This is a genomic window from Christiangramia qingdaonensis (genome assembly GCF_048381525.1).
In the GTDB taxonomy this organism is placed as follows: domain Bacteria; phylum Bacteroidota; class Bacteroidia; order Flavobacteriales; family Flavobacteriaceae; genus Christiangramia.
The window spans coordinates 111,411-130,847 of sequence record NZ_JBLWIM010000015.1 but is presented as its reverse complement, the minus strand read 5'-3'; the positions used below and the strand labels follow the sequence as shown (position 1 = coordinate 130,847).

The 19,437-nt window shown below is 37.7% G+C and carries 21 protein-coding genes and 2 tRNA genes; 6 read left to right on the top strand and 17 right to left on the bottom strand.

Annotated elements, in window-relative coordinates:
- Positions 1-4: 4 nt before the first annotated feature.
- From lolA2 to flxA, 12 genes are read right to left on the bottom strand one after another with little or no spacing between them, the layout of a single operon-like run.
- Positions 5-631 carry a flexirubin biosynthesis/transport protein LolA2 gene (lolA2, locus tag ACNI3T_RS11940; RefSeq protein ID WP_418228003.1) on the bottom strand — a complete coding sequence of 209 codons (627 nt, stop codon included), beginning with the start codon at positions 629-631 and terminating at the stop codon, positions 5-7.
- Positions 618-1,382, bottom strand: a complete 765-nt coding sequence (locus tag ACNI3T_RS11935) for a polysaccharide deacetylase family protein (RefSeq protein WP_418228002.1) — start codon at positions 1,380-1,382, stop codon at positions 618-620. Before ACNI3T_RS11935 ends, lolA2 begins: the two co-directional genes overlap by 14 nt.
- The gene (locus ACNI3T_RS11930; protein WP_418228001.1) at positions 1,372-2,439 is read right to left on the bottom strand and encodes a beta-ketoacyl synthase chain length factor; all 1,068 of its coding nucleotides are present in this window, start codon (positions 2,437-2,439) and stop codon (positions 1,372-1,374) included. Before ACNI3T_RS11930 ends, ACNI3T_RS11935 begins: the two co-directional genes overlap by 11 nt.
- On the bottom strand, positions 2,432-3,613 hold the full coding sequence (locus ACNI3T_RS11925) for a beta-ketoacyl-[acyl-carrier-protein] synthase family protein (RefSeq protein ID WP_418228000.1): 1,182 nt from the start codon (positions 3,611-3,613) through the stop codon (positions 2,432-2,434). The genes ACNI3T_RS11930 and ACNI3T_RS11925 overlap by 8 nt, the downstream gene beginning before the upstream one ends.
- 3 nt (positions 3,614-3,616) lie before the next feature.
- Positions 3,617-3,874 carry a phosphopantetheine-binding protein gene (locus tag ACNI3T_RS11920; protein WP_418227999.1) on the bottom strand — a complete coding sequence of 86 codons (258 nt, stop codon included), beginning with the start codon at positions 3,872-3,874 and terminating at the stop codon, positions 3,617-3,619.
- Entirely contained in the window at positions 3,867-4,469 is a 603-nt protein-coding gene (locus ACNI3T_RS11915) for a 3-oxoacyl-ACP synthase (RefSeq protein ID WP_418227998.1), read from the bottom strand. The genes ACNI3T_RS11920 and ACNI3T_RS11915 overlap by 8 nt, the downstream gene beginning before the upstream one ends.
- On the bottom strand, positions 4,462-5,607 hold the full coding sequence (locus tag ACNI3T_RS11910) for a beta-ketoacyl synthase N-terminal-like domain-containing protein (protein ID WP_418227997.1): 1,146 nt from the start codon (positions 5,605-5,607) through the stop codon (positions 4,462-4,464). The genes ACNI3T_RS11915 and ACNI3T_RS11910 overlap by 8 nt, the downstream gene beginning before the upstream one ends.
- Before the next feature lies 1 nt (position 5,608).
- Complete coding sequence (locus ACNI3T_RS11905; protein WP_418227996.1) at positions 5,609-6,022, bottom strand: acyl-CoA thioesterase; 414 nt, start codon at positions 6,020-6,022, stop codon at positions 5,609-5,611.
- Positions 6,022-6,471 (bottom strand): hotdog family protein, encoded by a 450-nt coding sequence (locus ACNI3T_RS11900; protein WP_418227995.1) that lies wholly within the window; start codon positions 6,469-6,471, stop codon positions 6,022-6,024. The genes ACNI3T_RS11905 and ACNI3T_RS11900 overlap by 1 nt, the downstream gene beginning before the upstream one ends.
- A gap of 2 nt (positions 6,472-6,473) precedes the next feature.
- The gene (locus ACNI3T_RS11895; RefSeq protein WP_418227994.1) at positions 6,474-7,352 is read right to left on the bottom strand and encodes an LpxL/LpxP family acyltransferase; all 879 of its coding nucleotides are present in this window, start codon (positions 7,350-7,352) and stop codon (positions 6,474-6,476) included.
- 2 nt (positions 7,353-7,354) lie between these two features.
- Positions 7,355-8,095: a flexirubin biosynthesis SDR family reductase FlxB gene (flxB, locus tag ACNI3T_RS11890; protein ID WP_418227993.1), complete on the bottom strand. Its 741-nt coding sequence runs from the start codon at positions 8,093-8,095 to the stop codon at positions 7,355-7,357.
- On the bottom strand, positions 8,088-9,623 hold the full coding sequence (gene flxA, locus ACNI3T_RS11885) for a flexirubin biosynthesis tyrosine ammonia-lyase FlxA (RefSeq protein ID WP_418228302.1): 1,536 nt from the start codon (positions 9,621-9,623) through the stop codon (positions 8,088-8,090). The genes flxB and flxA overlap by 8 nt, the downstream gene beginning before the upstream one ends.
- Positions 9,624-9,982: 359 nt before the next feature.
- Between flxA and ACNI3T_RS11880 the strand changes: the two genes are divergently transcribed.
- From ACNI3T_RS11880 to ACNI3T_RS11870, 3 genes are all read left to right on the top strand, one after another.
- Positions 9,983-11,218 carry an NAD(P)/FAD-dependent oxidoreductase gene (locus ACNI3T_RS11880; RefSeq protein ID WP_418227992.1) on the top strand — a complete coding sequence of 412 codons (1,236 nt, stop codon included), beginning with the start codon at positions 9,983-9,985 and terminating at the stop codon, positions 11,216-11,218.
- 157 nt (positions 11,219-11,375) lie between these two features.
- Positions 11,376-11,460: transfer RNA gene (locus ACNI3T_RS11875), tRNA-Ser, on the top strand.
- A gap of 127 nt (positions 11,461-11,587) precedes the next feature.
- A tRNA-Pro gene (locus ACNI3T_RS11870) sits at positions 11,588-11,662 on the top strand.
- 912 nt (positions 11,663-12,574) lie between these two features.
- Here ACNI3T_RS11870 and ACNI3T_RS11865 read toward each other — a convergent pair.
- Positions 12,575-13,360 (bottom strand): DUF1206 domain-containing protein, encoded by a 786-nt coding sequence (locus tag ACNI3T_RS11865; protein WP_418227991.1) that lies wholly within the window; start codon positions 13,358-13,360, stop codon positions 12,575-12,577.
- Between the two features lie 137 nt (positions 13,361-13,497).
- Entirely contained in the window at positions 13,498-13,725 is a 228-nt protein-coding gene (locus ACNI3T_RS11860) for a hypothetical protein (protein ID WP_418227990.1), read from the bottom strand.
- 308 nt (positions 13,726-14,033) lie between these two features.
- Between ACNI3T_RS11860 and ACNI3T_RS11855 the strand changes: the two genes are divergently transcribed.
- Both ACNI3T_RS11855 and mgrA read left to right on the top strand, forming a co-directional pair.
- Positions 14,034-14,492: a hypothetical protein gene (locus ACNI3T_RS11855; RefSeq protein ID WP_418227989.1), complete on the top strand. Its 459-nt coding sequence runs from the start codon at positions 14,034-14,036 to the stop codon at positions 14,490-14,492.
- 60 nt (positions 14,493-14,552) lie between these two features.
- Positions 14,553-15,548, top strand: coding sequence for an L-glyceraldehyde 3-phosphate reductase (mgrA, locus tag ACNI3T_RS11850; RefSeq protein ID WP_418227988.1), 996 nt, complete (start codon positions 14,553-14,555; stop codon positions 15,546-15,548).
- Positions 15,549-15,569: 21 nt separating this feature from the next.
- On the opposite strand, the gene ACNI3T_RS11845 is transcribed toward mgrA, so the two are convergent.
- Genes ACNI3T_RS11845 through ACNI3T_RS11835 form a run of 3 tightly spaced genes read right to left on the bottom strand, consistent with a single transcriptional unit; the run spans position 15,570 to position 18,781 of the window.
- Positions 15,570-16,541, bottom strand: a complete 972-nt coding sequence (locus ACNI3T_RS11845) for a type I phosphomannose isomerase catalytic subunit (RefSeq protein ID WP_418227987.1) — start codon at positions 16,539-16,541, stop codon at positions 15,570-15,572.
- A gap of 13 nt (positions 16,542-16,554) precedes the next feature.
- Positions 16,555-18,171, bottom strand: a complete 1,617-nt coding sequence (locus tag ACNI3T_RS11840) for an ArnT family glycosyltransferase (protein ID WP_418227986.1) — start codon at positions 18,169-18,171, stop codon at positions 16,555-16,557.
- Positions 18,155-18,781, bottom strand: coding sequence for a lipid-A-disaccharide synthase N-terminal domain-containing protein (locus ACNI3T_RS11835; protein ID WP_418227985.1), 627 nt, complete (start codon positions 18,779-18,781; stop codon positions 18,155-18,157). Before ACNI3T_RS11835 ends, ACNI3T_RS11840 begins: the two co-directional genes overlap by 17 nt.
- A 266-nt stretch (positions 18,782-19,047) precedes the next feature.
- Here ACNI3T_RS11835 and ACNI3T_RS11830 point away from each other — a divergent pair, with 266 nt between their 5' ends.
- Positions 19,048-19,302, top strand: coding sequence for a hypothetical protein (locus ACNI3T_RS11830; RefSeq protein ID WP_418227984.1), 255 nt, complete (start codon positions 19,048-19,050; stop codon positions 19,300-19,302).
- Positions 19,303-19,437 lie beyond the last annotated feature (135 nt).

Here is a 19,437-nt window from a genome sequence, read left to right as displayed (position 1 = left end):
CTTTTTATTTATGTTGGAATACCGAAGCAGGTATCTTCTGATTGGTCTTAAAATTACTCATTTTAATTTCGGTATAATCACCTGAAGGTTCCATAAGCTTCACTTTTTCAATATACTTTTCAGTATTAAAAAAAATCAATATCTCAGAGAACATTTCAGCTAAATTCTCGTCCTTTGGAGTAACCGTAGCTTTTACAAATTTTCCATCCCTGGCAAAGTCTGTTTCAAACAATTCATCCATTTCCAGAATACGACCGTTAAAGCTTCCTGCAACCAATTCTCCCATTTTTTCGAAAAGTTCGCTGTTTCCTATATTCAATTTCCTGGTCTTACCATCCTCAATGATATACAAACTGGAATCTTTGAACAGCAGCTGATAATTATAGGGAGAAGTATAAGACCACTTAAGCTTCCCAGGAGAAACATACCAGATATGACCATCACTTTCTACGGTCTTTTCCATGGTATTCATAAACTTCAGCTGCCTGAAATCTGCCTGAAGATTTTCTATGGTCTCAGCTTTACTGGAAACCGACTCTTTGAAAGCTTTAGCTTCCGAAGTAGAGAATGGCGCATTCTGAGCGAACAGCTGGCAACTAAATAGTATAAAAATGAATTTAAGAATACGCATCGATATCAAGTAAGTGATCTGGCCTGATTGCCTTTAATTTTTTCTGCTTCAAAAATACCAATAACTGTTCCAACACTTTGCCGCTTTGAGGGATGTTATCGTGTAAAAGTATTAAATCTCCGGCTTTAAGATCTTTTATAATTCGCTTATAGATCTTATCCGGAGAGTTGGTGATCGCGTCATAAGGTCGTACACTCCAACCTATGGTGACATGACCGGTAGCCAGAATTGCCCTGGAAACCTTGGGATTGATAACTCCAAATGGTGGCCTGAATAATTTCGTTTTTAACCCAGCTACTTCGGTGGCAATGCGGTCACATTGCTGAATTTCAGAAATGACCGCGCGAGTTGAGAGAAAACCGAATTTTCGTGAATGTGAGAAGGTATGATTACCCACCACATGACCTCTATTTATGATTTCCCGATAGATTTCAGGATGTTCCTCTATATTTTTACCAATGCAAAAGAACAATGCCTTTACCTCGAATTCATCCAGAATATCCAGGATCTTTAAAGTATTTGGATGCGGACCATCATCAAAACTTAGTCCTATTCCATCCTTTTCCACTGCAGAATGTATCGAATTCTGAAAGAAATTAAGGCGAATATTTGTGGACAGTATAAGGATCGTGCTAATGTATATCATGGCCACCAGCAGAATAAACCATCCAGACCAGTACCCATTTAGAGCACCCAGAACGCTTCCAAGCAGTATAAAGCTGAAGATGATTCGAAGTATTTTATATTTCAAGACTTTCCAGTAAGATGAATCCGTGATTTCTACCAAGATATTGGTTATAGACCAAAATTCGGTTGAAAGTTGAAGCCGACTTTGAATTTAACCTGAATTTCTTCGGAATTAGTTGATGTTGAAGGATAGAAACGCCCAGTGCACAACCAATAGCAGAAATAGAATTGTTATCTCCGGTAAGTGATTTGTAGCCAAGCTGTGGAACATTACTAAAAATACCTTGCTGTAGTTTTTGATAATAAATATCAAACCTGATATCTCCATTGTTCCCAAGAACGATTGCGTCTATATGCTCCAGTATTAGCTCATTTTCATGCAGAAATTCAATTACTTTTTCTTCAATTTCATCAGACTGGACCTCATTAAAAATTTTAACCGCGCTACAAACTGCCAGTGAACCTGAACTTTTTTCCCTGGAAATACTGAAAAAAGCAGAACTTTCAGAAATTATGGTTCCCGGAGTATTGGAGTTTAGTAGGTCTGTATTTGTAATTTCCTCTTCTTTAATTTGACAGTCAAGCTTTTGAAAACCGGTAAATTTCACTGAAGTTTCATCTACGGCGCCAATGATCAAATTCTGAATTTCAGGATCGAGCTCAAACTGCATTTGCGCATCCAGTAGGCAACTTTCAAAGCTCACTGAATTTTGAGTGTAAGTCATATTATAACCAGTGCATTTCAGAAAAAGAGCGATCTGTCCACTCACTGTATTGTGAGTGGATTGTATAAAAGATGTAGGTGTGAGTAACTGCTCCTCACTTTCCTCTATTTGTTGCATGAACTTTTCGGTATCCTGCATACAACCCTGACCTGTGCCAACAAGAATCGCATCGGGACTTTTAATACCAGACCTGGAAAGCGCTTGCACTGCACTGTAGATCCCCATTTTCACTGCTTTAGACATTCTTCGCAGCATCATGGGTTTAATCAATTCCTTATAATTGCGTGCACTGGCATTTAAGATATTTCCCTGCGCTTCCAGCACTTCTTCAGAAGTCAGGAAATCTTCCGGCTGCGCTGTAATGGTGGAAACACTGTTGATGTAAAAGCTACGCATGCTTACTGAAGATTAGAGAGGTGCAGTTACCACCGAATCCGAAAGAATTCGACATTACGTGATCCAGTTTGCGGTGTTTCTTTTGAGTAATCGGAACCAAACCGTTTTCCATCATATCCTGAAAATTGAGGTTGGCAAAAAGCTGCTGATTCTGTAACGACAATATAGAATAAATAGCCTCTACTGCTCCAGCGGCTCCTAAAGTGTGACCAGTAAAAACTTTAGTAGAGCTGAAGTCAGGAACTTCATTCTGTGCGAAAACACGCTTCAAAGCATTGGTTTCGGCGAGATCATTATTCTGTGTTCCGGTACCGTGAGCATTGATATAATCGATCTGGGAAGCATTTAAATTTGCCGATCTTAATGCAGCGGTCATCGCTTTGTAAGCGCCTTCCCCATTTTCTGAAGAGGCAGTTTGGTGATAAGCATCGTTTGCATTACCCGCTCCTGAGACTTTGGCTATTACTTTCTGGCCAGAACTGTTACTTTCAGCTTCAAGAACCAGATATGCAGCTGCTTCCCCAAGGTTGAGTCCATTTCTATTTATATCGAATGGCCTGGCTGGTTTTTCTGATAAAATTCGAAGAGAATTAAAGCCATTGAGTGTGAATTTTGTGAGACAATCACTTCCTCCCACGATCACTTTACTGAATCTACCCGACTGAATCAACCTTGCCCCGTTCATGATAGCATTTGCAGAAGAGGAACAGGCAGTACTGATGGTCGTAATATGTTCTTTAATCCCAAAATATTCCGCGATCTTTTGGGTGGTATAACCTGGATGTTGCGCTTGTATATAAGTTCTTAAAGCAACATTTTCGTCAAATTGATCGAAATATTCCTCGGTTTTATCGATTCCTCCCACACTGGTTCCAGATACAAAAGCTGTATTTTCTGGATCAGGTTCTATATCTATATTTTCAAATATTTCAGTAATAGCTTTTATCCCGAGTAAGGAAGCACGGGTGATCCCGGAGTTAGCAGAGAGATTTAATTCGTCCAGTAATTCAGCATTGGAAAGTTTGATCTCGCCAACAGGAAATTGATGTTTTGTTTTTAGGATAGCGGGTTTTGATAATCCGTGAACATTACTTTGTAAAGAATGAAGATTAGCCGTTACGCTCGAGCCAATGGCAGAAACAATGCCCATCCCGGTTACGACTACAGTTTTCATAAATTACTTTGTACGATGTTTCTCAATAAAACTAGCCATGGTATTTACTGAAGCAAATATTTCCTTTCCCTGGTTGGGATCGGTCAGCTTAATTCCATAATCTTTTTCAAGCAATACTATTAATTCCAGGGCGTCAATGCTATCAAGTCCCAGTCCATCTCCAAACAGGGCTTCGCCATTTTCAATTTCTGAAGGTTCCATGTCCTCCAGATTAAGTTGTTCTATTATGCTTTTTTTTAGCTCGGTATGTAGGTCACTCATGTGTAGTAGCGTAGATTTTCGGCAACTGTCCCCGTTGAGATTGCAGATCTTCAAGACCGGCGACGTGCCACAAAAATACATCATATTCATTATTGTGCAAGTTTAGCCAGCCACAAAGCACATTTTCGCAAGCTAAATTCTTAAGTTGTATTTCAGCATAATCCAGCATTAGTTCCGGATCGAATTTTTCAGTAATAAAAAAAGCATTTTCAGACTGAATTGAATGTCTGATACTTATTTCTCCCAGCACGATATTTGGCAACGTATATACAAAGACAGAAGGTGAAGCGAAATCCTCCATACTTTCCTGAAAACGAAGATCTGTATCCAGGCTCGAACTGGAATTTGAAAATATCAGGCCGGTATTGTTCTCAATTTTGATCTTTTCTGAAAGTAATTCTGTAGCAATAATACCTGCTTTACTAAGTCCATCCATTTTGAAGAACTTGGAATAATTCATTCCGAAGAATTTATACGACTGACTCATGAATTTAGCGGGCGCTATATCCTTTTTTGTTTCAAACAACAAACCTTCAGAAGATATGATACTATTGTCCTTAATTCTGATGAACTTAATTGAGTGATCTTCAGACATGAGCTTTCGTTTTTCTGAAAAGCATGGCAATATTACAGCCTCCAAAACCTGATGCTGTTTTTAATGCGATATTAAGTTCTTTTTGAATAGCTTCCGTAGTAATATTCAAGGATGTAGAAACACCTGAGCTTTCGAAATTCTTCGAAATGATAAGTTCATCATTGAGTAAACTATGTTTAAGCATTATGGATTCGATCAAGGCTGAAGCGCCTAAGGTATGCCCGAAATAGCCTTTTAAGCTATGCAATGGAATATCGTTGAGATTGGATCTATCGAATGCTATAGCTTCCATTTCATCATTATACATGGTCGCCGTTCCATGAGCTGAAATAGCGTCAATTTCTTCGGAAGCTATACCTGTAAAATGCTTCAGTCTGGTAATTGCCTGGTACAAACCTTCACCATCCCTACTAGGACCGGAAATATGATTTGCATCATTGGTAGTAACAGCATGAACAAATTCCACTTTTTGTTCCTGTGATGTTTGCCCATCAATAAATACTGCTGCAGCAGCTTCACCGAGACTGATTCCGTTTCTTTCGGCATCAAATGGTTTGCATGCCTTCGCGCTCATCGCCTGGAATGATTGAAAACCAGATAATACAAATTCTGAAACCAGGTCGCCCGCTGCTACTATGGCGTTTTTAAACTTCCCTGACTTAATAAAATCTGCTGCAGTTTTAATAGCCAGACCTCCGGAAATACATGCATTTGATACCACGATTGGTTTTTGTTTAAATCCGAAAAAGTCGGCAACTACCTGTGCCATTTTCCAAAGTTCAACCCGGTTTCTTCCAAATTTATTAGAATTTAATAGATCGATGTTTCCCTTGGTCGTGGCAATCACCAGCCCTGTACTTAAAGGATCTACCATTGTTTCTTTATCGATCACATCCTTTATGGCCAGAATCAGCATTTTTTCCAGCTTTGTGTAATCATCACAATGACCGATCAAGGAAAAACTACGATCAATGAATTCTTCTTCAAGAATCCCTGCGTAATATCCAGCCTGATACTTTGAAGTAGGCTTTTGAAGTTTCAAAGCTGAATTTTGCAATCTCAATTCCCCTAGATTGGCCAAAGTACCAAAACCCAAAGGAGAAATTATGCTATCAGATTTTAAAAAAACTTGCTGCATTTTACAAGTTCATTTTTGATTTCCAGGCTTGATAGAACTCGGGGTTTATAAGCGAGAGTTCTTTATTTCGATCTAAAAAAACCTGTACGGTTCTTCCTGTACAGATCAAGGCCTCATTTTTAAAGATCTTATAATTAAAAATCATTTTTGCTGAAGCAGCATTTTCAAAACTTGTTTCAACTGTAAACTGATCTCCATAAGCCAAAGGTTTTTTATGCTCACAACTTGATGAAACTATAGGTGTTGCATAACCATTTCTTTCAGCATCGAGATAAGAAATACCATGAGAATTGCAGAAATCCTCTCGTCCTTCCTCAAAATATTTAAGATAGTTTCCATGCCAGACGATTTTTAGAGGATCGCATTCATGAAACTTTACTTTCAGTTTTGTGGTATGAGTAAATGTTGTGGACATTAATCGACGGTTACCGTTTTCATTTCAGACAAAGCGATCACCTCTCCCCTGTCATTTTCGGTTCGGGCAGAGACCGAGGTCACGTTCATGATCTCATGCAAAATCTCCACATAGGTGGTAATACTCTCTCCAACCATAGGCTGCCCAAGAATTTCAACAGTTTTAATCACACCTATAAAACCTGTTTTTGGCTTCGTATTCCCGCTGAGAGAACCCTGATATCCACGATGCAAGGACATACTTTGAGCCATATGTTCAATAAGACCGCTCTCAGATAATTTACCTTTATCGAGCATGAGACTGTCTTTCGGGACTGTAAACCCTGTTACACCAGTAAGCTCTGTGTATTCAAATAAAGTGTCCACGAATACAAAAGGTTTCTTTTGAGGAATGAGATTAGAAATTTCTTCTGCTGAACGTATAGGATGATGTAATAAGTTTTCTGCCATAGCTAACTGAAATCGTTCCAGTAATCATAATAATTATACCATTGGTGAGGATATATTCTCACCATTCTTTCTAGATCGTCAAGATAAGATTTTAAAATTTCTTTCTTCGTGTAGCTGCTAGCTTTATAAGGTCGAGCAAAAAAATGATAGTGGAAATTCTTTTCTCGCATTAGATGTACGAACAAAACTGGAATTTTATTCCTGGCGGCAAGTTTGAAAGGACCCTCCGGAAATTTCACCATTTCTCCAAGGAAATTAGCTTCCAAAGTACTCGAATGCTCCATAAATCTGTCTGCTGCTAAAACCAGTAATTCATTATGATCCAATGCTTTTTTCATCGCGAATACATGACTTAGATCATCCTTCATCACGATCACTTTCACCTCTGTATCTCCAGTGACAGATTGCAGGTAATGCTTAATCTGTTGATGTTCAAAATCAGTTACTACCAGATTTACAACTGCATCTGCATGACGTTCCTCAAAGAAATGCTTGGCAAGATTAAAATTACCAATATGTGCTGTGAGCAGTATTCCGCCTTTCTTCTGCTTCAGCAATGATTCTATATATTTAACGCCATCGAATTCAAAAGTAAACTTGTTCTTTAGTCCATTGGTGATGGCAATCCTGTCTAGTTGTATTCTTCCGAAGGTATAATAACTGCGATATACATTAAAAGCCGAGCTTAATGGAGAATACCCAAGCCTTTTTCTGAAGAGATAATAGGTGCTGCGGGTTGAAGAAAAAGAGAAGAGGATAAAATAGGCGGCAACGAATAGGAGTACGAAATAAGCCGCGATCAGTCCGAAGCTTTTAATGATTTTTACATAGATCCTGAAGCCAAGTAAAGTTCCCCGGGATTTCCCTTTCCAAGTAGCCATGATTAAGAGTAGAGTCCGCCATTAATATTGATCACTTCGCCGGTGATATACGAAGATCTATCAGATGCCAGAAAACTTACCAGGTTAGCGACTTCTTCCGGATCTCCAAATCGATTTAATGGAATTAGTTCTTTAAACTTTTCAGCATCAAAATCTGCGGTCATTTCAGTATTAATAAATCCGGGAGCGACGGCATTTACCGTTACTTTCCTTTTTCCAATTTCCTGAGCAAGTGCTTTTGTAGCCGCAATAACAGCTCCTTTTGCTGCTGAATAATTTACCTGTCCCGCGTTTCCCTTTAAACCTGAAAGTGAAACCATATTAATGATCCTTCCGCTTCTAGCTCTCAACATATCCTTCAGAACGCTCTGGGTCACATGATAAAATCCCTGCAAACTAGTATCTAAAACCGAATTCCAGCTATTCTCAGACATAAAAATAAAAAGTCCGTCGTCGCTGATACCAGCATTGTTCACCAGAACATCAATACTGGAATCCTTATTCTCAGATTTCCACGTACTCATCTTCTCTGAAACTTCCGAAGGATTTGCAACATCAAATTTTAGAAGTTCACAGGAAACGTTCAATGATTCAATTTCCCGTTTGACCACCTGAGCCGCCTCCTCATTATACCTGTAATTCAATAGAATATTGAGTTTATGATCTTTAGCCAGCGCTAGACAAATCGCTTTTCCAATTCCGCGAGAACCGCCGGTTACCAAAGCAAATCTTTTCTTAGTCATAAGCCTGATGAGTTTTGAGATATAACTTTAAATTCTGAATGTCTTTATATAGAACTCTGTCTTCTTTTATCTGCGGAAAAATCATTTTAAGATCCTTAATTTTCAAGGTAGTCGCTGAAGATAAACGATCATCATATTGAAGTATGTAAAGCGCCTGAAGGATCGTTGCCATTTCAGTAGCTAAAACCTCGTAGCAGTTATCGATCACCTTACGCGTCATCATTGCAGAATTTGCTCCCATACTCACAATATCCTGATTGTCATTATTATTAGGTATACTATGAACGTACATGGAATTGGAAAGCATTTGATTTTCAGCAGTAGTCGAAACCGCTGGAAACTGTGCACCCTGCATTCCAAAGTTCAAACCTAATTTCGAAGCATTGACAAAAGCCGGTAAAATGTCATTTAGTTTTGGATTCAGTAAATAGTTGATCTGCCTTTCAGCAAGCATGGATGTTTTGGTCATTACCAGCCTAAGTTTATCCATTTCCAGAGAAATATAATCACCATGGAAATTACCTCCATGGTAAACCTGCTCGGTCTTTACGTCGATAATTGGATTATCATTAGCAGAATTTACCTCTTCCAGTAAAATTTTAGTACTATGTGAAAGAGTATCCATTACAGGGCCAAGAACTTGTGGAACGCATCTTAAACTATAATATTCCTGAACTTTTTCTTTGAACAACTCCGTTTTTGCATGATCGGTATTATAAAGTTCTTCCTTTCGGGATCTTGTGAGGCCGGAGTCCTTTAAGTGATTTCGCATAAGCTCGGCAATTTGCTGCTGACCCTTATGAAGTTTTGCACGGTTTAATTCATCGGAAAGATGGTCATCATAAGCTTCTACGATTTCATTGATCACAGAAGAGCAAAAAACCGACCAGTCCAGCAATTGTTTTGCGTAAACAACGTTGACCAAGCCAAGCCCAGTCATTGCAGAAGTTCCATTCATGATCGCCAGCCCTTCTCTAATCGTAATTTTGGCCGGCTGAATATTCTTTTCTCTGAAAACTTCTTCAGTATTTCTGCGCTTACCTTCGTAGAAAACTTCGCCTTCGCCAATAAGTACCAGCGCGAGATGTGCCAATTGTACGAGATCGCCTGAAGCTCCTACTCCACCATGTTCAAAAATCAAAGGTGTAATTTCTAAATTGATCAATTGGATTAGAACTTCGGCAACAGAAATATCAATACCAGATTTACCTAAGCTAAGAGTATTAAGCCTGGCTAACATCAATGCCCGCACGTCAACTTCTGAAAGTACAGCTCCTGCGCCCGTAGCATGACTTCTTATGAGGTTCAACTGGAGTTTGACAGAATCTTCTTCCGCAACCCGGTACTGAGCCATAGGTCCAAACCCGGTATTTACTCCATAAATGATCTTATTTCGCGAAAATTTCTCAAGAAATTGATGACTTTGAATAATCCTGTCTCTGGCTTTAGCACCTAATTCCACCCTTATTCTCTGAAAAACAACTTGTTGAAATTCTGAGAGTGTAAGTTCCTTCTCCAGGTTGATCATAAGTAGCTGCTTGATTTCAGGATTATATAAAGATTGTGCTCTGGACAAATGTAATATTTTTAGTGGGAAAGCTGCATATGGTATGAATCGCGGGATAAATTTGAAGTATTGATAATTTCATAATTATGAACTTAACCTCTCCAGAATTTTATCAAATTATTGCTGAAGTTATTAAACAGTTAGCATTGAAGAATCAGCTATTAAAATTAATTTCAATAGGATACATTAGTCCAATAGATCTGCCAATTGGCATGATCGATTGCTTATATCTCACGAAGGCTCTGCCGTAACTGGCAGAGCTTTTTATTTTGGTGAATTCTACTGAAGCATATTTTCCATTAGCTTTGTATTGACAGATTATGGATAAAAAAGAATATGACGTTGTAATTATTGGTGCGGGACCGGCTGGTATGGTTGCAGCAGGTTACCTGGAGAAAACCGGTGTTTCTGTATTGGTGCTGGAAAAGCAGTTTTTTCCAAGGTTTACCATTGGGGAAAGTTTGATCCCCCGCTGTATGGATAATTTTTCTGAAGCCGGATTACTCGAAGACCTGCAGGAACAAAATTACCAGAAAAAGACAGGCGCCCGTTTCGTTAAAAATGGGAAAATCGCTGAATTCGATTTTAGTAAAAAGTTCGGGGAAGGCTGGGACTGGACCTGGCAGGTACCCAGAGCCGATTTCGACCTGAAACTTGCAGAAAGTATTCAGAAAAGGGGCGTGAAGATCAATTTTGGAGCTGAAGTGGTTTCTGCGAAATGGGAAAACAAGCTATGGACTATAGAATCTAAAGACCCGAAAGCCGTTCTAAGCAACATTACTTCCAGATTTATAATTGATGCCAGTGGAAATGGACGAGTCCTAGCCGGACTGCTTAAACTGGAAGCTCCCGCAAAAATTTATGATCATTCCTCCATATTCACTCACATAAAGGAAGATAACCGACCTCCAGGTAAGGAAGGAACTCAAATTACCTTCGAGATCATTACTAGGGGTGCGTGGTTCTGGTATATTCCTTTTTCTAATGGGAATACAAGTTTAGGCTTTGTAGGAGAAAACGACTGGTTCAATACATTCTCAGGATCAAGAAGTGAAATGTTTAAGCAAATGCTGGGTCAGTGCGATTTTTACAAAGATCGGTTCTCAAAGCAGGAATACTTGTTTGAGCCTGTAAAACTATCTGGTATATCCAAGAATGTTCAGCATTTACATGGGGATGGTTTTGCGCTGGCTGGAAATTCAGCTGAATTTCTCGATCCGGTATTTTCTTCCGGGGTTGCATTTGCGACAGAAAGCGGATTATTAAGTGCAAAACTAGTGGCAAGGCAATTGTCTGGAGAAATTATAAACTGGGATAAAGAGTATACTGAGCATATACAAAAGGCTATTAATGTTTTCGCCACCTATGTAAAAGAATGGTATACAGGAAGATTACAGGATATATTTTTTACTGATAATGCGAGTGAAAACATTAAAATGCAAATTTGTTCTGTACTTGCAGGATATGTTTGGGATAATAAGAATCCTTTTGTTCGAAATCATGAGAAGGCTATCAAAAATTTGCACAACTTTTTATATTCAGAAAAGTTTCAATAATATTATTTCGGCTATTTAATTGAAGTCAAGTAGTTTAAGGGAAGCAGCTCAATTTTAGCTTAAATTTTCTTTCAAAAAAATAAAAAAGGTTTGGTTGGTACGTAAGTAAAACTTAGATTTGCAACCGCAAAATTACTTGCGAAGTTCTTAAATAAATGGAGAGTTGCCAGAGTGGTTAATGGAGCAGTTTGCTAAACTGTCGACGAGCAATTGTCGCATGAGTTCGAATCTCATACTCTCCGCTAGATTCTTAGTCTGTGGTTCTTTTATTCTCTTTTCGACCGGAAAATTGGAATAAATTTCCTCCGCTTCCCGGATATCTTTTAAGATAGTTTGGAACGGAAAAGACTAAAAACACAATTGACCTTTCGGGGTGTAGCGTAGCCCGGTTATCGCGCCTGCTTTGGGAGCAGGAGGCCGCAGGTTCGAATCCTGCCACCCCGACTAAAGCCTGTTAATCTTATGATTGACAGGCTTTTTTCATTTCTGGTTTCTTCTGTGCTTTTTCCAGGCTCGTTCTATTCAGAATCTGATAGATCATTATACCTTACAGGCATTCATTAACCAATTGCTCTTCTGGTATAATCCAAACAGTCCTTCAGAACAAAATTCTCTAATCTTAGGATCCATAATTTCAGTAAAGAAAATTGGCGATCTACTTTATCTTCAGCACAACTGACTAAAAAAATAGTTAATTTAGAAGCTTATCACCTAAGCTATTCTGAAGTGCAAACGAAAATAGAGATTCATACCTCTCATGAATTTAAAGCTGCTTTTGAAGCTTATCCTAAGGTGCCCAAAAAGAGACTCTAATACTTACGTGAACTGATCATTCAAACTGCTCAGGAAACTCAAGGTGTTGTCAAGCTAGATCTTAATTTAAAGTGGAGCGAACCCGCTTTCAGGAGTAATATTGGAAGTACGCTAAGAATAGACTGGAAATCAAAAAATCCCGAACAATATGCACTCTATTTTCAATGCTCCAGCAGGTTGATTGAAACTTTTCGATTATTATACGAACCAAAATTGAGATTTGAAGGAAACAGAGCTATTATTCTTAATTTAGATCTGGAAATACCTATCTATGAACTAAAGGAGTGTATTAAAGCTTGCTTGAGGTATCACGAGATCAAACACTTAAATTTTTAGGTATTGCATAAATGTTTATTATCAGGCGCTTTAAGCATCATCCGGCATAATCCATTTGTAGATCTCTTTACAACTATTTTCTTATGATTGACCTGAAAAAACGGTGTTTTATTGAGTAATCAATCGAGATCAGTAAGGTATCAGATAAAATCACTCATAAAAAAAGCCCGCTAAATTAGCAGGCTTCTTTTATATCTAATATTGCTTCTATCTAAGACTGGCTACAGTAATAGAAGGATATTTTGCTTTTATTAGCATATAAACTCCATAACCTACCAGACCTATGGCAACTATACCTAATGCAACCGAACCAAATTCTGCCTGAATATAACTAAATGCATCGGTTTGAGTTTTAACATTGCTACCACTGGAAAGTCCGGACTTTAATGTTAAATAAGCCATAAGACCTAAAACTAGTCCTCTGGCGGTATGTCCAAATTTACCGGCATTAATAAGCAACTTCTGCTCTTTTTGATCCATTCCTGCTTCTTCCACTTCCTCTCGGAATCTTCCAGAGTATGCCCGATACAAGTCATAGATAGCTTTTATCGCCATACCTATACCAATAATGATAGCGATCGTATCTCCGTTAGAACCAGACATGATTCCACCCATCATTCCGCCAGAACCACCTGAACTACTACTACCGAAAGCCAATTTGAAAGAGTAATAAGCCAAACCACCATAGATGAGTCCGCTAATAAAATATCCTATCCGCTTTCCATAACCTTTTAGATTGTCTTCAAACTCTCCTGGGTTATAAAATACCTGGTACATTCTCCAAAATACATATCCAAGAAGTCCGATTCCCATAACTACAAGTAAAACCTGCCCGTATGACTGTTGTGCTAAATATTGCAGTGCACCCTTACTTCCCGATTTTTGTCCGCCCTGACCAAACGCAGCCATAGCCGTTAATACTCCGATTAGGCAATAAACTGCACCTTTCGCAGCCATTCCAAACCGCGCAAAATTCTTTTTCTTACTACTCATTTTAATTAATTTGATTGGTTAATCAATTTTAAAGTTATCGGAAATTGAACGTCTGACTAAACAATACCTCAAACTTTAGGCTAATTTTAGCTTAATTGAGCTTCAAGACTGACGCCTTCGTCATTAAAATTAAGAAATCAGCCTTTTTCGATAAATTTTCGATGGTCTTTCAACCATTTATTTAATTTGAAAGATTCAGCTTGTGTAGCTTTCTTTTTTGTATTCTGATTTATCCATTGAGCTGATTCTGTTTCTTTCACAAATAGTTTGTCATAACTATACAAAGTTGCTCCAAACACCTTTACATATTTGACACTTTTGATCTTATAACAATTCTCTTCTTTGGAAATATTAACCAGGTTCATCGTCCTTAATAAATTTGCTTTAACTGATTCGAAAACTAAACAGCAAAATTAGGGTACAATGCGTATGCTTTAGCCTAAGGCTTTGTTAAGATTAGCTATGCGTACGAATTAGACTAAACATTGAAGTAAATCCGGTATCTTAAAATTATAACTGAAATCCTAAAATTTTTGACCTCCTTAAAAATTTGACGGCTATTCAGCTGAATATGTAGTAATTGACTATAAATGTTAATTCTTAAATATATCTTAATTTATTCTATTTCTCTTTATAACTTTACGTTTAAACCGAACAAAAAAATCCCCACCCTATGAAAAGATTGAACTGTTTGTTATTAATTTTCGCTATGTTTTTTATCGTATCCTGCGACACAGACAATGATGATATGGAATTGGTAGAAACAGAAATGATCGCTCTAAATGAGATTTTACTGAATTCTGAATGGCGAATCACCAGTTTTACTGAAAACGGTCAGAATAAGACCGATGATCTTAAAAATTATACATTTATTTTTCAAAGTTCGAATGAACTGATTGCAGATTCTAACCTGGGATCTTTTAATGGAACCTGGAGAGTCTCCAATGATAACGGAACCGAATTTGATCCCTCCAATGATCTCGATTTTATGATCTTTTTCACCCCTAATGGAAAACTGGGAGATCTTACCAATGCTTATGATGTCATCTCTGCTAATAGTGCTGAGATAAACTTAAAGCTGGAGGAAAATGCTGAGGGCAATTCCGGATATCTATCTTTCGTCAGAAATTAATTAGTTGCATAATGTTTAGCATTGCCCGGTAAATCTCTAAATTGCCGGGAAAATCATAATATGAGTAATTATAAAGCAGCAGACTCCCGATATGATATTATGGAGTATAGAAGATGTGGTAAAAGTGGTTTAAAGTTGCCTTTACTTTCCTTAGGTCTCTGGCATAATTTCGGAGATAATGATGACCAGGATAATGCGCGGGAAATACTTCATACCGCATTTGATAATGGAATTACGCATTTTGACCTGGCTAACAATTACGGCCCGCCGTACGGTTCTGCCGAAAGTAACTTTGGAAAATTCTTTAAACAGGATTTTAAGCAATACAGAGATGAGCTAATCATTTCTTCCAAAGCTGGATGGGATATGTGGCCCGGACCATATGGAAATTTTGGTTCCAGAAAGTACCTGATCGCGAGTTTAGATCAATCCCTGCAAAGAATGGGTCTTGATTATGTAGATATCTTTTATCATCACAGGCCAGACCCGGAAACCCCTTTGGAAGAAACCATGGGTGCTCTGGACCAAATCGTAAGAGATGGAAAAGCTTTATACGTTGGTATTTCACAATATAATGCTGAAGACACAGCGAAAGCTGCCAAGATTCTGAAGGAGCTTAAAACGCCATTTATAATTCATCAGCCCCGTTACAATATGATCGATCGTTGGGTTGAAAACGGATTAATGGATACGCTGGAACAAAACGGACTTGGCAGTATAGTTTTTTCTCCTCTTGAACAAGGGATTCTAACCGGCAAATATCTTAATGGCATTCCGAAGAATTCAAGAGCTGCTAAAGAAGGTAGTTATCTGGATAAATCACAAATTACAGAAGAAGTTGTTTCACAAATTCAGCAGCTGAACGAGTTAGCTGAAAAACGTGAACAAAGTCTTGCGCAAATGGCTGTAGCATGGCTTCTAAAAGATGAAAGAGTAACGTCTGTCTTAGTTGGTGTTAGTAGAAAGTCTCAGTTAGAGGACAACCTGAAAGCTATCAGGAATATTCATTTTAGTACAGAAGAACTAAAGGAAATAGACAATATTCTCAATTTTTGATATTTTCAGAACTTCTGGAATCTATTTGATATAGACCTCCAGAAGTTCTGCGCTTTCTGCGGAAATCTCCACTTCATTTGTGTTTGCTGGGATTAAAACCGATTCTCCAGCTTTAAGCTCTTCGGAATTAGAACCGATTGTAATTTTAGCTTCGCCGGAAACACACATATAAATAACAAAAGAATCCAGATTTGAAAGGTTCTTTGTCAGTTTACCTTTCACCGGAAGATAGTTCGTAGTGAAGTATTCACAGCTGGCTATTTCTGAAGATTGATTTTCTACATGCTCATATTCCAGCTTATAATCATCTTTTTTCTCAAAGTCTATAGCATCCAGCGCAAGTTCTGTGTGTAGTTCACGACTATTACCCTCGTTATCTACACGATCCCAATCATATATTCTATAGGTGATATCTGAAGTTTGCTGAATTTCTGCAAGTAAAATCCCTCCTCCTATCGCATGAACCTTCCCGGTATTTATAAAAACCGAATCTCCTTTATCTACTTCTTCGAAATTAAGAATATCGAGAATTTTCTTGTTTTCGAGATGATTTACATATTCTTCTTTATTGGTATTCTTATTAAAACCAATATTCAATTTAGAACCTTCATCGGCCTGCATCACATACCACATTTCGGTTTTCCCAAAGGAATCATGTCTTTGCTTAGCCAATGCATCATTAGGATGTAGTTGAACAGAAAGATCTGTCTTAGCATCAATAAACTTGATAAGCAGCGGAAAATCATCTCCAAATCTTTTATAGATCTCCTCCCCCATTAATTCTGCTTTATACTTCTTAATAAGATCTGTTAGTTTTTTTCCTTCTTCTGAACCATTACTAACTTCAGATATAAAGTCTTTTACTCCGGAAATCTCCCAGCTTTCACCTACATTCTCCTTATCGGTCTTTTTATTCAGAATATCACGAAGCTTGTTCCCGCCCCATATCTTTTCCTGAAGTATTGGTCTGAATTTAATAGGATAATCAACCATGCCTGAATTTTTTTTAAAATTTGTCAATTTTGTAAAGATCTCTGTATAACCGTTCCTTGTGTTTATTACCAACAGGATTCATATCGATCTCTTCAATTTTTTCAATAGTATAACCTTCAAAAGTTTCGATCACTTCTTCTTTCTCCTCTTCCGTAGCCAGTAACAAAAACTGAGACTCTGCAGGTTTTATATAACTTTCTCCATCATACAGAATTTCTATTGGCTGGCCATATTCCCATATCATTTCCGGAGTAAAACCTCTAAATTCATATACTTTAACACCCATGCGCTCCCTGTAAACATCAACAATAGAAATACTTTGATATGCTGGGTTCTTTTCAATTTTAGAAGCTATAGGTAAACCAAAGAATATGACACTAATAATAAACCATACGGTAAGATAGAAAACTGGTTTGATCTTTCTAATCTTTAAATACCATAAAATCATGACTCCAATTGTGAATAGGGTCACAGAGATCGTAATATACCAGCCGAGAAAATTCTGAACCTGCTGACCAAAATAAAAGTATCCCGCAAGCGGAAATAAGAGTCCGATCAACGCAATCAGTCCAAAATTGAAATATACGATCCAGGATTCTTTCTTCGAAATCATATCGAACCTACGGAATAAGTACTCTATATAAAAGGCTGTATTCAATGCCATTGGAAGCATAACTGGAAGTAAATACCTGGACTTCTTCTCGGGTATTATAGATAGAAGGACTACTGCGCAAAGAGTCCAGATAAGGGTAAACGTATAAGCTTTCTTATCAAAAACTTTATTCTTTAGATAGGGATATAAAAGTGCCACGAAACTCGGAATTGTCCAGATACCACTTTGGATCACAAAACTCCAGTAATAATAGAATGGTCTTACGTTATAATCTAACCAGCGTCCCGTTTCTTTTTCAGTAATCTTAGACATCGCGCTGGTATCCAGAAGATATACATAGATCGTCCAGAAAGCACTAATTAGCAGTGCGATACTAACTGTTAGCAATACTGGCTTCCAGTAATGTTTTAAACTTTTATATTGATATACGAAGCCAAAAGAGATCAAAAATGGTAAAAGAAGCGCATACATCGATACCGGACCTTTACTTAGAAAAGAACATCCAATAAAGATTCCGCTTAAAACAGCATTTTTCAGGGTATTTCCTGAATCCTGAAAAATCTGGAACAAAAAATAAATCGCCATGATCATCCAGCCATGAGTGTGAATATCCCATTGGCCATCCCGACCTGAAAAGAGTATATAAAAACTGGTAGCGCCTATAAGTCCGCTAATGAACGCGTACTTGCTATTATTAGTAAATTTGAAGCCTAGTTTATACAAAAAGATACTTACTATGCTTCCCATGACTGCGGCTGGTAATCTTGCGGCTATCAGGTTTTTCATTCCAAAGAGCATCATGGCTATAGCAGTTAACCACGTTGGTAAAGGCGGTTTCTCATAGCGTGGTTCATTATTCAGGGTCGTGAAGATCCAGTGATCAAGATTGATCATTTCCCGAGCCGTTGCAAAATTTCTTGCTTCCATGATATTTACAAAAATGGCATCGAGATTCACAAAGAATATCGCGAAGCAAACAATCAGTAAAAGCAGAAAGTAATTATCCTTTAACTTCATTCTTCTGAATATAAATATTTCGAAGATACATAATAACACCAAAACTATGACCTGCTAGTAACACAGGGTCTTCTCTAAGGATCGCATAGTAGATGATCAAAGATGATCCAAGCAAACTCAGAATCCAGAAGCCAAGTGGTAAGGATGAAGATTTTCTTCTTTCAGAATAAGCCCATTGATAGATAAACCTAAGGGTGAATATAAGTTGTCCTGCAGTTCCCACGACCAATAACCACATTGGAATATCCACATTTCTAAATAAAGCTGCAGCGTCATACTGATTGTTATTAAACCCATAGATCACCACGAACAAGGGAAAAATCCAGAGAAAAACTCTTACAAACCTATTTACCTTATTCCAGTCTCCCTGTAACTGTAAATTCCTGATGTATATGAAATAGGTAAGCGTCTGACCCAGCATAATGGCAAAATCGTCCCTCAGGTATCCGTATATGAATAATAAGAAAGATGCTAGCAAGCTAATATGCCAGAAGAATTGAGGTGTAACCACTCGTTTATTCTTTTCTGAAAGCAACCATTGTGCGATCATTCTCCCTGAAAAAAGTAGTTGAGCAATAAATCCCAGTAGGTAAATTATCCAATCGTTCATACTTCTGTATATCGCGATTTTATGAAATTATATGAGTTGCAGTGCAATGGAAAATGATAGTTTGATTGATGTTCTGGAATATTTCTGGCCGAAAACACAAATGTATAATATTATTCGAATTAAGGAATATTTTACCTCTTACCGATTTTTTCTCATACTTCAACTAAAAGTGGCTGTGGCTCAGGGATAAATTAAAATATCAAATTATATTTGAATACCCAATCTATTAGAATACACCTGCCTTGGCTAACCAAATAACTAGTGGTATGCTACAGCAAGAACATTACATCCAGAGTACCGAGGAAGAAATATCTCATATTGAATCTGTAAAAGAATCTATCGAAGAGCTTCGCGAATCGGGGAACTTTTTTAGTGTTTCACTTCAAACACTTGAATTAATAAGAAGATTCAATCATTTATATATACAGGTTTTTGAAAAAATGGAAGAAAATCCAAGTTTACTGCACCAATTAGTAGTTGCTGCCGTTGGTCTGGAAAAAAAATTGATCAGAGAAAGCTAAACTTCTAAAACCGTATCTACACTGAAAATCAAAAACTTCCGATTGGGAGTTTTTATTTTTTTAAACTTACCTGAACTTTTCCCAAAAAAAGCATTGTTTAATTTATAAAGTGGTTTATATTTGCAACCGCAAATC

Coding starts and splice junctions, on each gene's coding strand:
- ACNI3T_RS11920 (WP_418227999.1), bottom strand. CDS start 3,874: ATGAGTGACCTACATACCGAGCTAAAAAAAAGCATAATAGAACAACTT.
- ACNI3T_RS11835 (WP_418227985.1), bottom strand. CDS start 18,781: ATGAACGATTGGATAATTTACCTACTGGGATTTATTGCTCAACTACTT.
- lolA2 (WP_418228003.1), bottom strand. CDS start 631: ATGCGTATTCTTAAATTCATTTTTATACTATTTAGTTGCCAGCTGTTC.
- ACNI3T_RS11905 (WP_418227996.1), bottom strand. CDS start 6,022: ATGTCCACAACATTTACTCATACCACAAAACTGAAAGTAAAGTTTCAT.
- ACNI3T_RS11910 (WP_418227997.1), bottom strand. CDS start 5,607: ATGCAGCAAGTTTTTTTAAAATCTGATAGCATAATTTCTCCTTTGGGT.
- ACNI3T_RS11915 (WP_418227998.1), bottom strand. CDS start 4,469: ATGTCTGAAGATCACTCAATTAAGTTCATCAGAATTAAGGACAATAGT.
- ACNI3T_RS11900 (WP_418227995.1), bottom strand. CDS start 6,471: ATGGCAGAAAACTTATTACATCATCCTATACGTTCAGCAGAAGAAATT.
- flxB (WP_418227993.1), bottom strand. CDS start 8,095: ATGACTAAGAAAAGATTTGCTTTGGTAACCGGCGGTTCTCGCGGAATT.
- ACNI3T_RS11855 (WP_418227989.1), top strand. CDS start 14,034: ATGAAAAGATTGAACTGTTTGTTATTAATTTTCGCTATGTTTTTTATC.
- ACNI3T_RS11930 (WP_418228001.1), bottom strand. CDS start 2,439: ATGCGTAGCTTTTACATCAACAGTGTTTCCACCATTACAGCGCAGCCG.
- ACNI3T_RS11865 (WP_418227991.1), bottom strand. CDS start 13,360: ATGAGTAGTAAGAAAAAGAATTTTGCGCGGTTTGGAATGGCTGCGAAA.
- ACNI3T_RS11895 (WP_418227994.1), bottom strand. CDS start 7,352: ATGGCTACTTGGAAAGGGAAATCCCGGGGAACTTTACTTGGCTTCAGG.
- ACNI3T_RS11840 (WP_418227986.1), bottom strand. CDS start 18,171: ATGAAGTTAAAGGATAATTACTTTCTGCTTTTACTGATTGTTTGCTTC.
- mgrA (WP_418227988.1), top strand. CDS start 14,553: ATGAGTAATTATAAAGCAGCAGACTCCCGATATGATATTATGGAGTAT.
- ACNI3T_RS11925 (WP_418228000.1), bottom strand. CDS start 3,613: ATGAAAACTGTAGTCGTAACCGGGATGGGCATTGTTTCTGCCATTGGC.
- flxA (WP_418228302.1), bottom strand. CDS start 9,623: ATGATCAACCTGGAGAAGGAACTTACACTCTCAGAATTTCAACAAGTT.
- ACNI3T_RS11880 (WP_418227992.1), top strand. CDS start 9,983: ATGGATAAAAAAGAATATGACGTTGTAATTATTGGTGCGGGACCGGCT.
- ACNI3T_RS11845 (WP_418227987.1), bottom strand. CDS start 16,541: ATGGTTGATTATCCTATTAAATTCAGACCAATACTTCAGGAAAAGATA.
- ACNI3T_RS11860 (WP_418227990.1), bottom strand. CDS start 13,725: ATGAACCTGGTTAATATTTCCAAAGAAGAGAATTGTTATAAGATCAAA.
- ACNI3T_RS11830 (WP_418227984.1), top strand. CDS start 19,048: ATGCTACAGCAAGAACATTACATCCAGAGTACCGAGGAAGAAATATCT.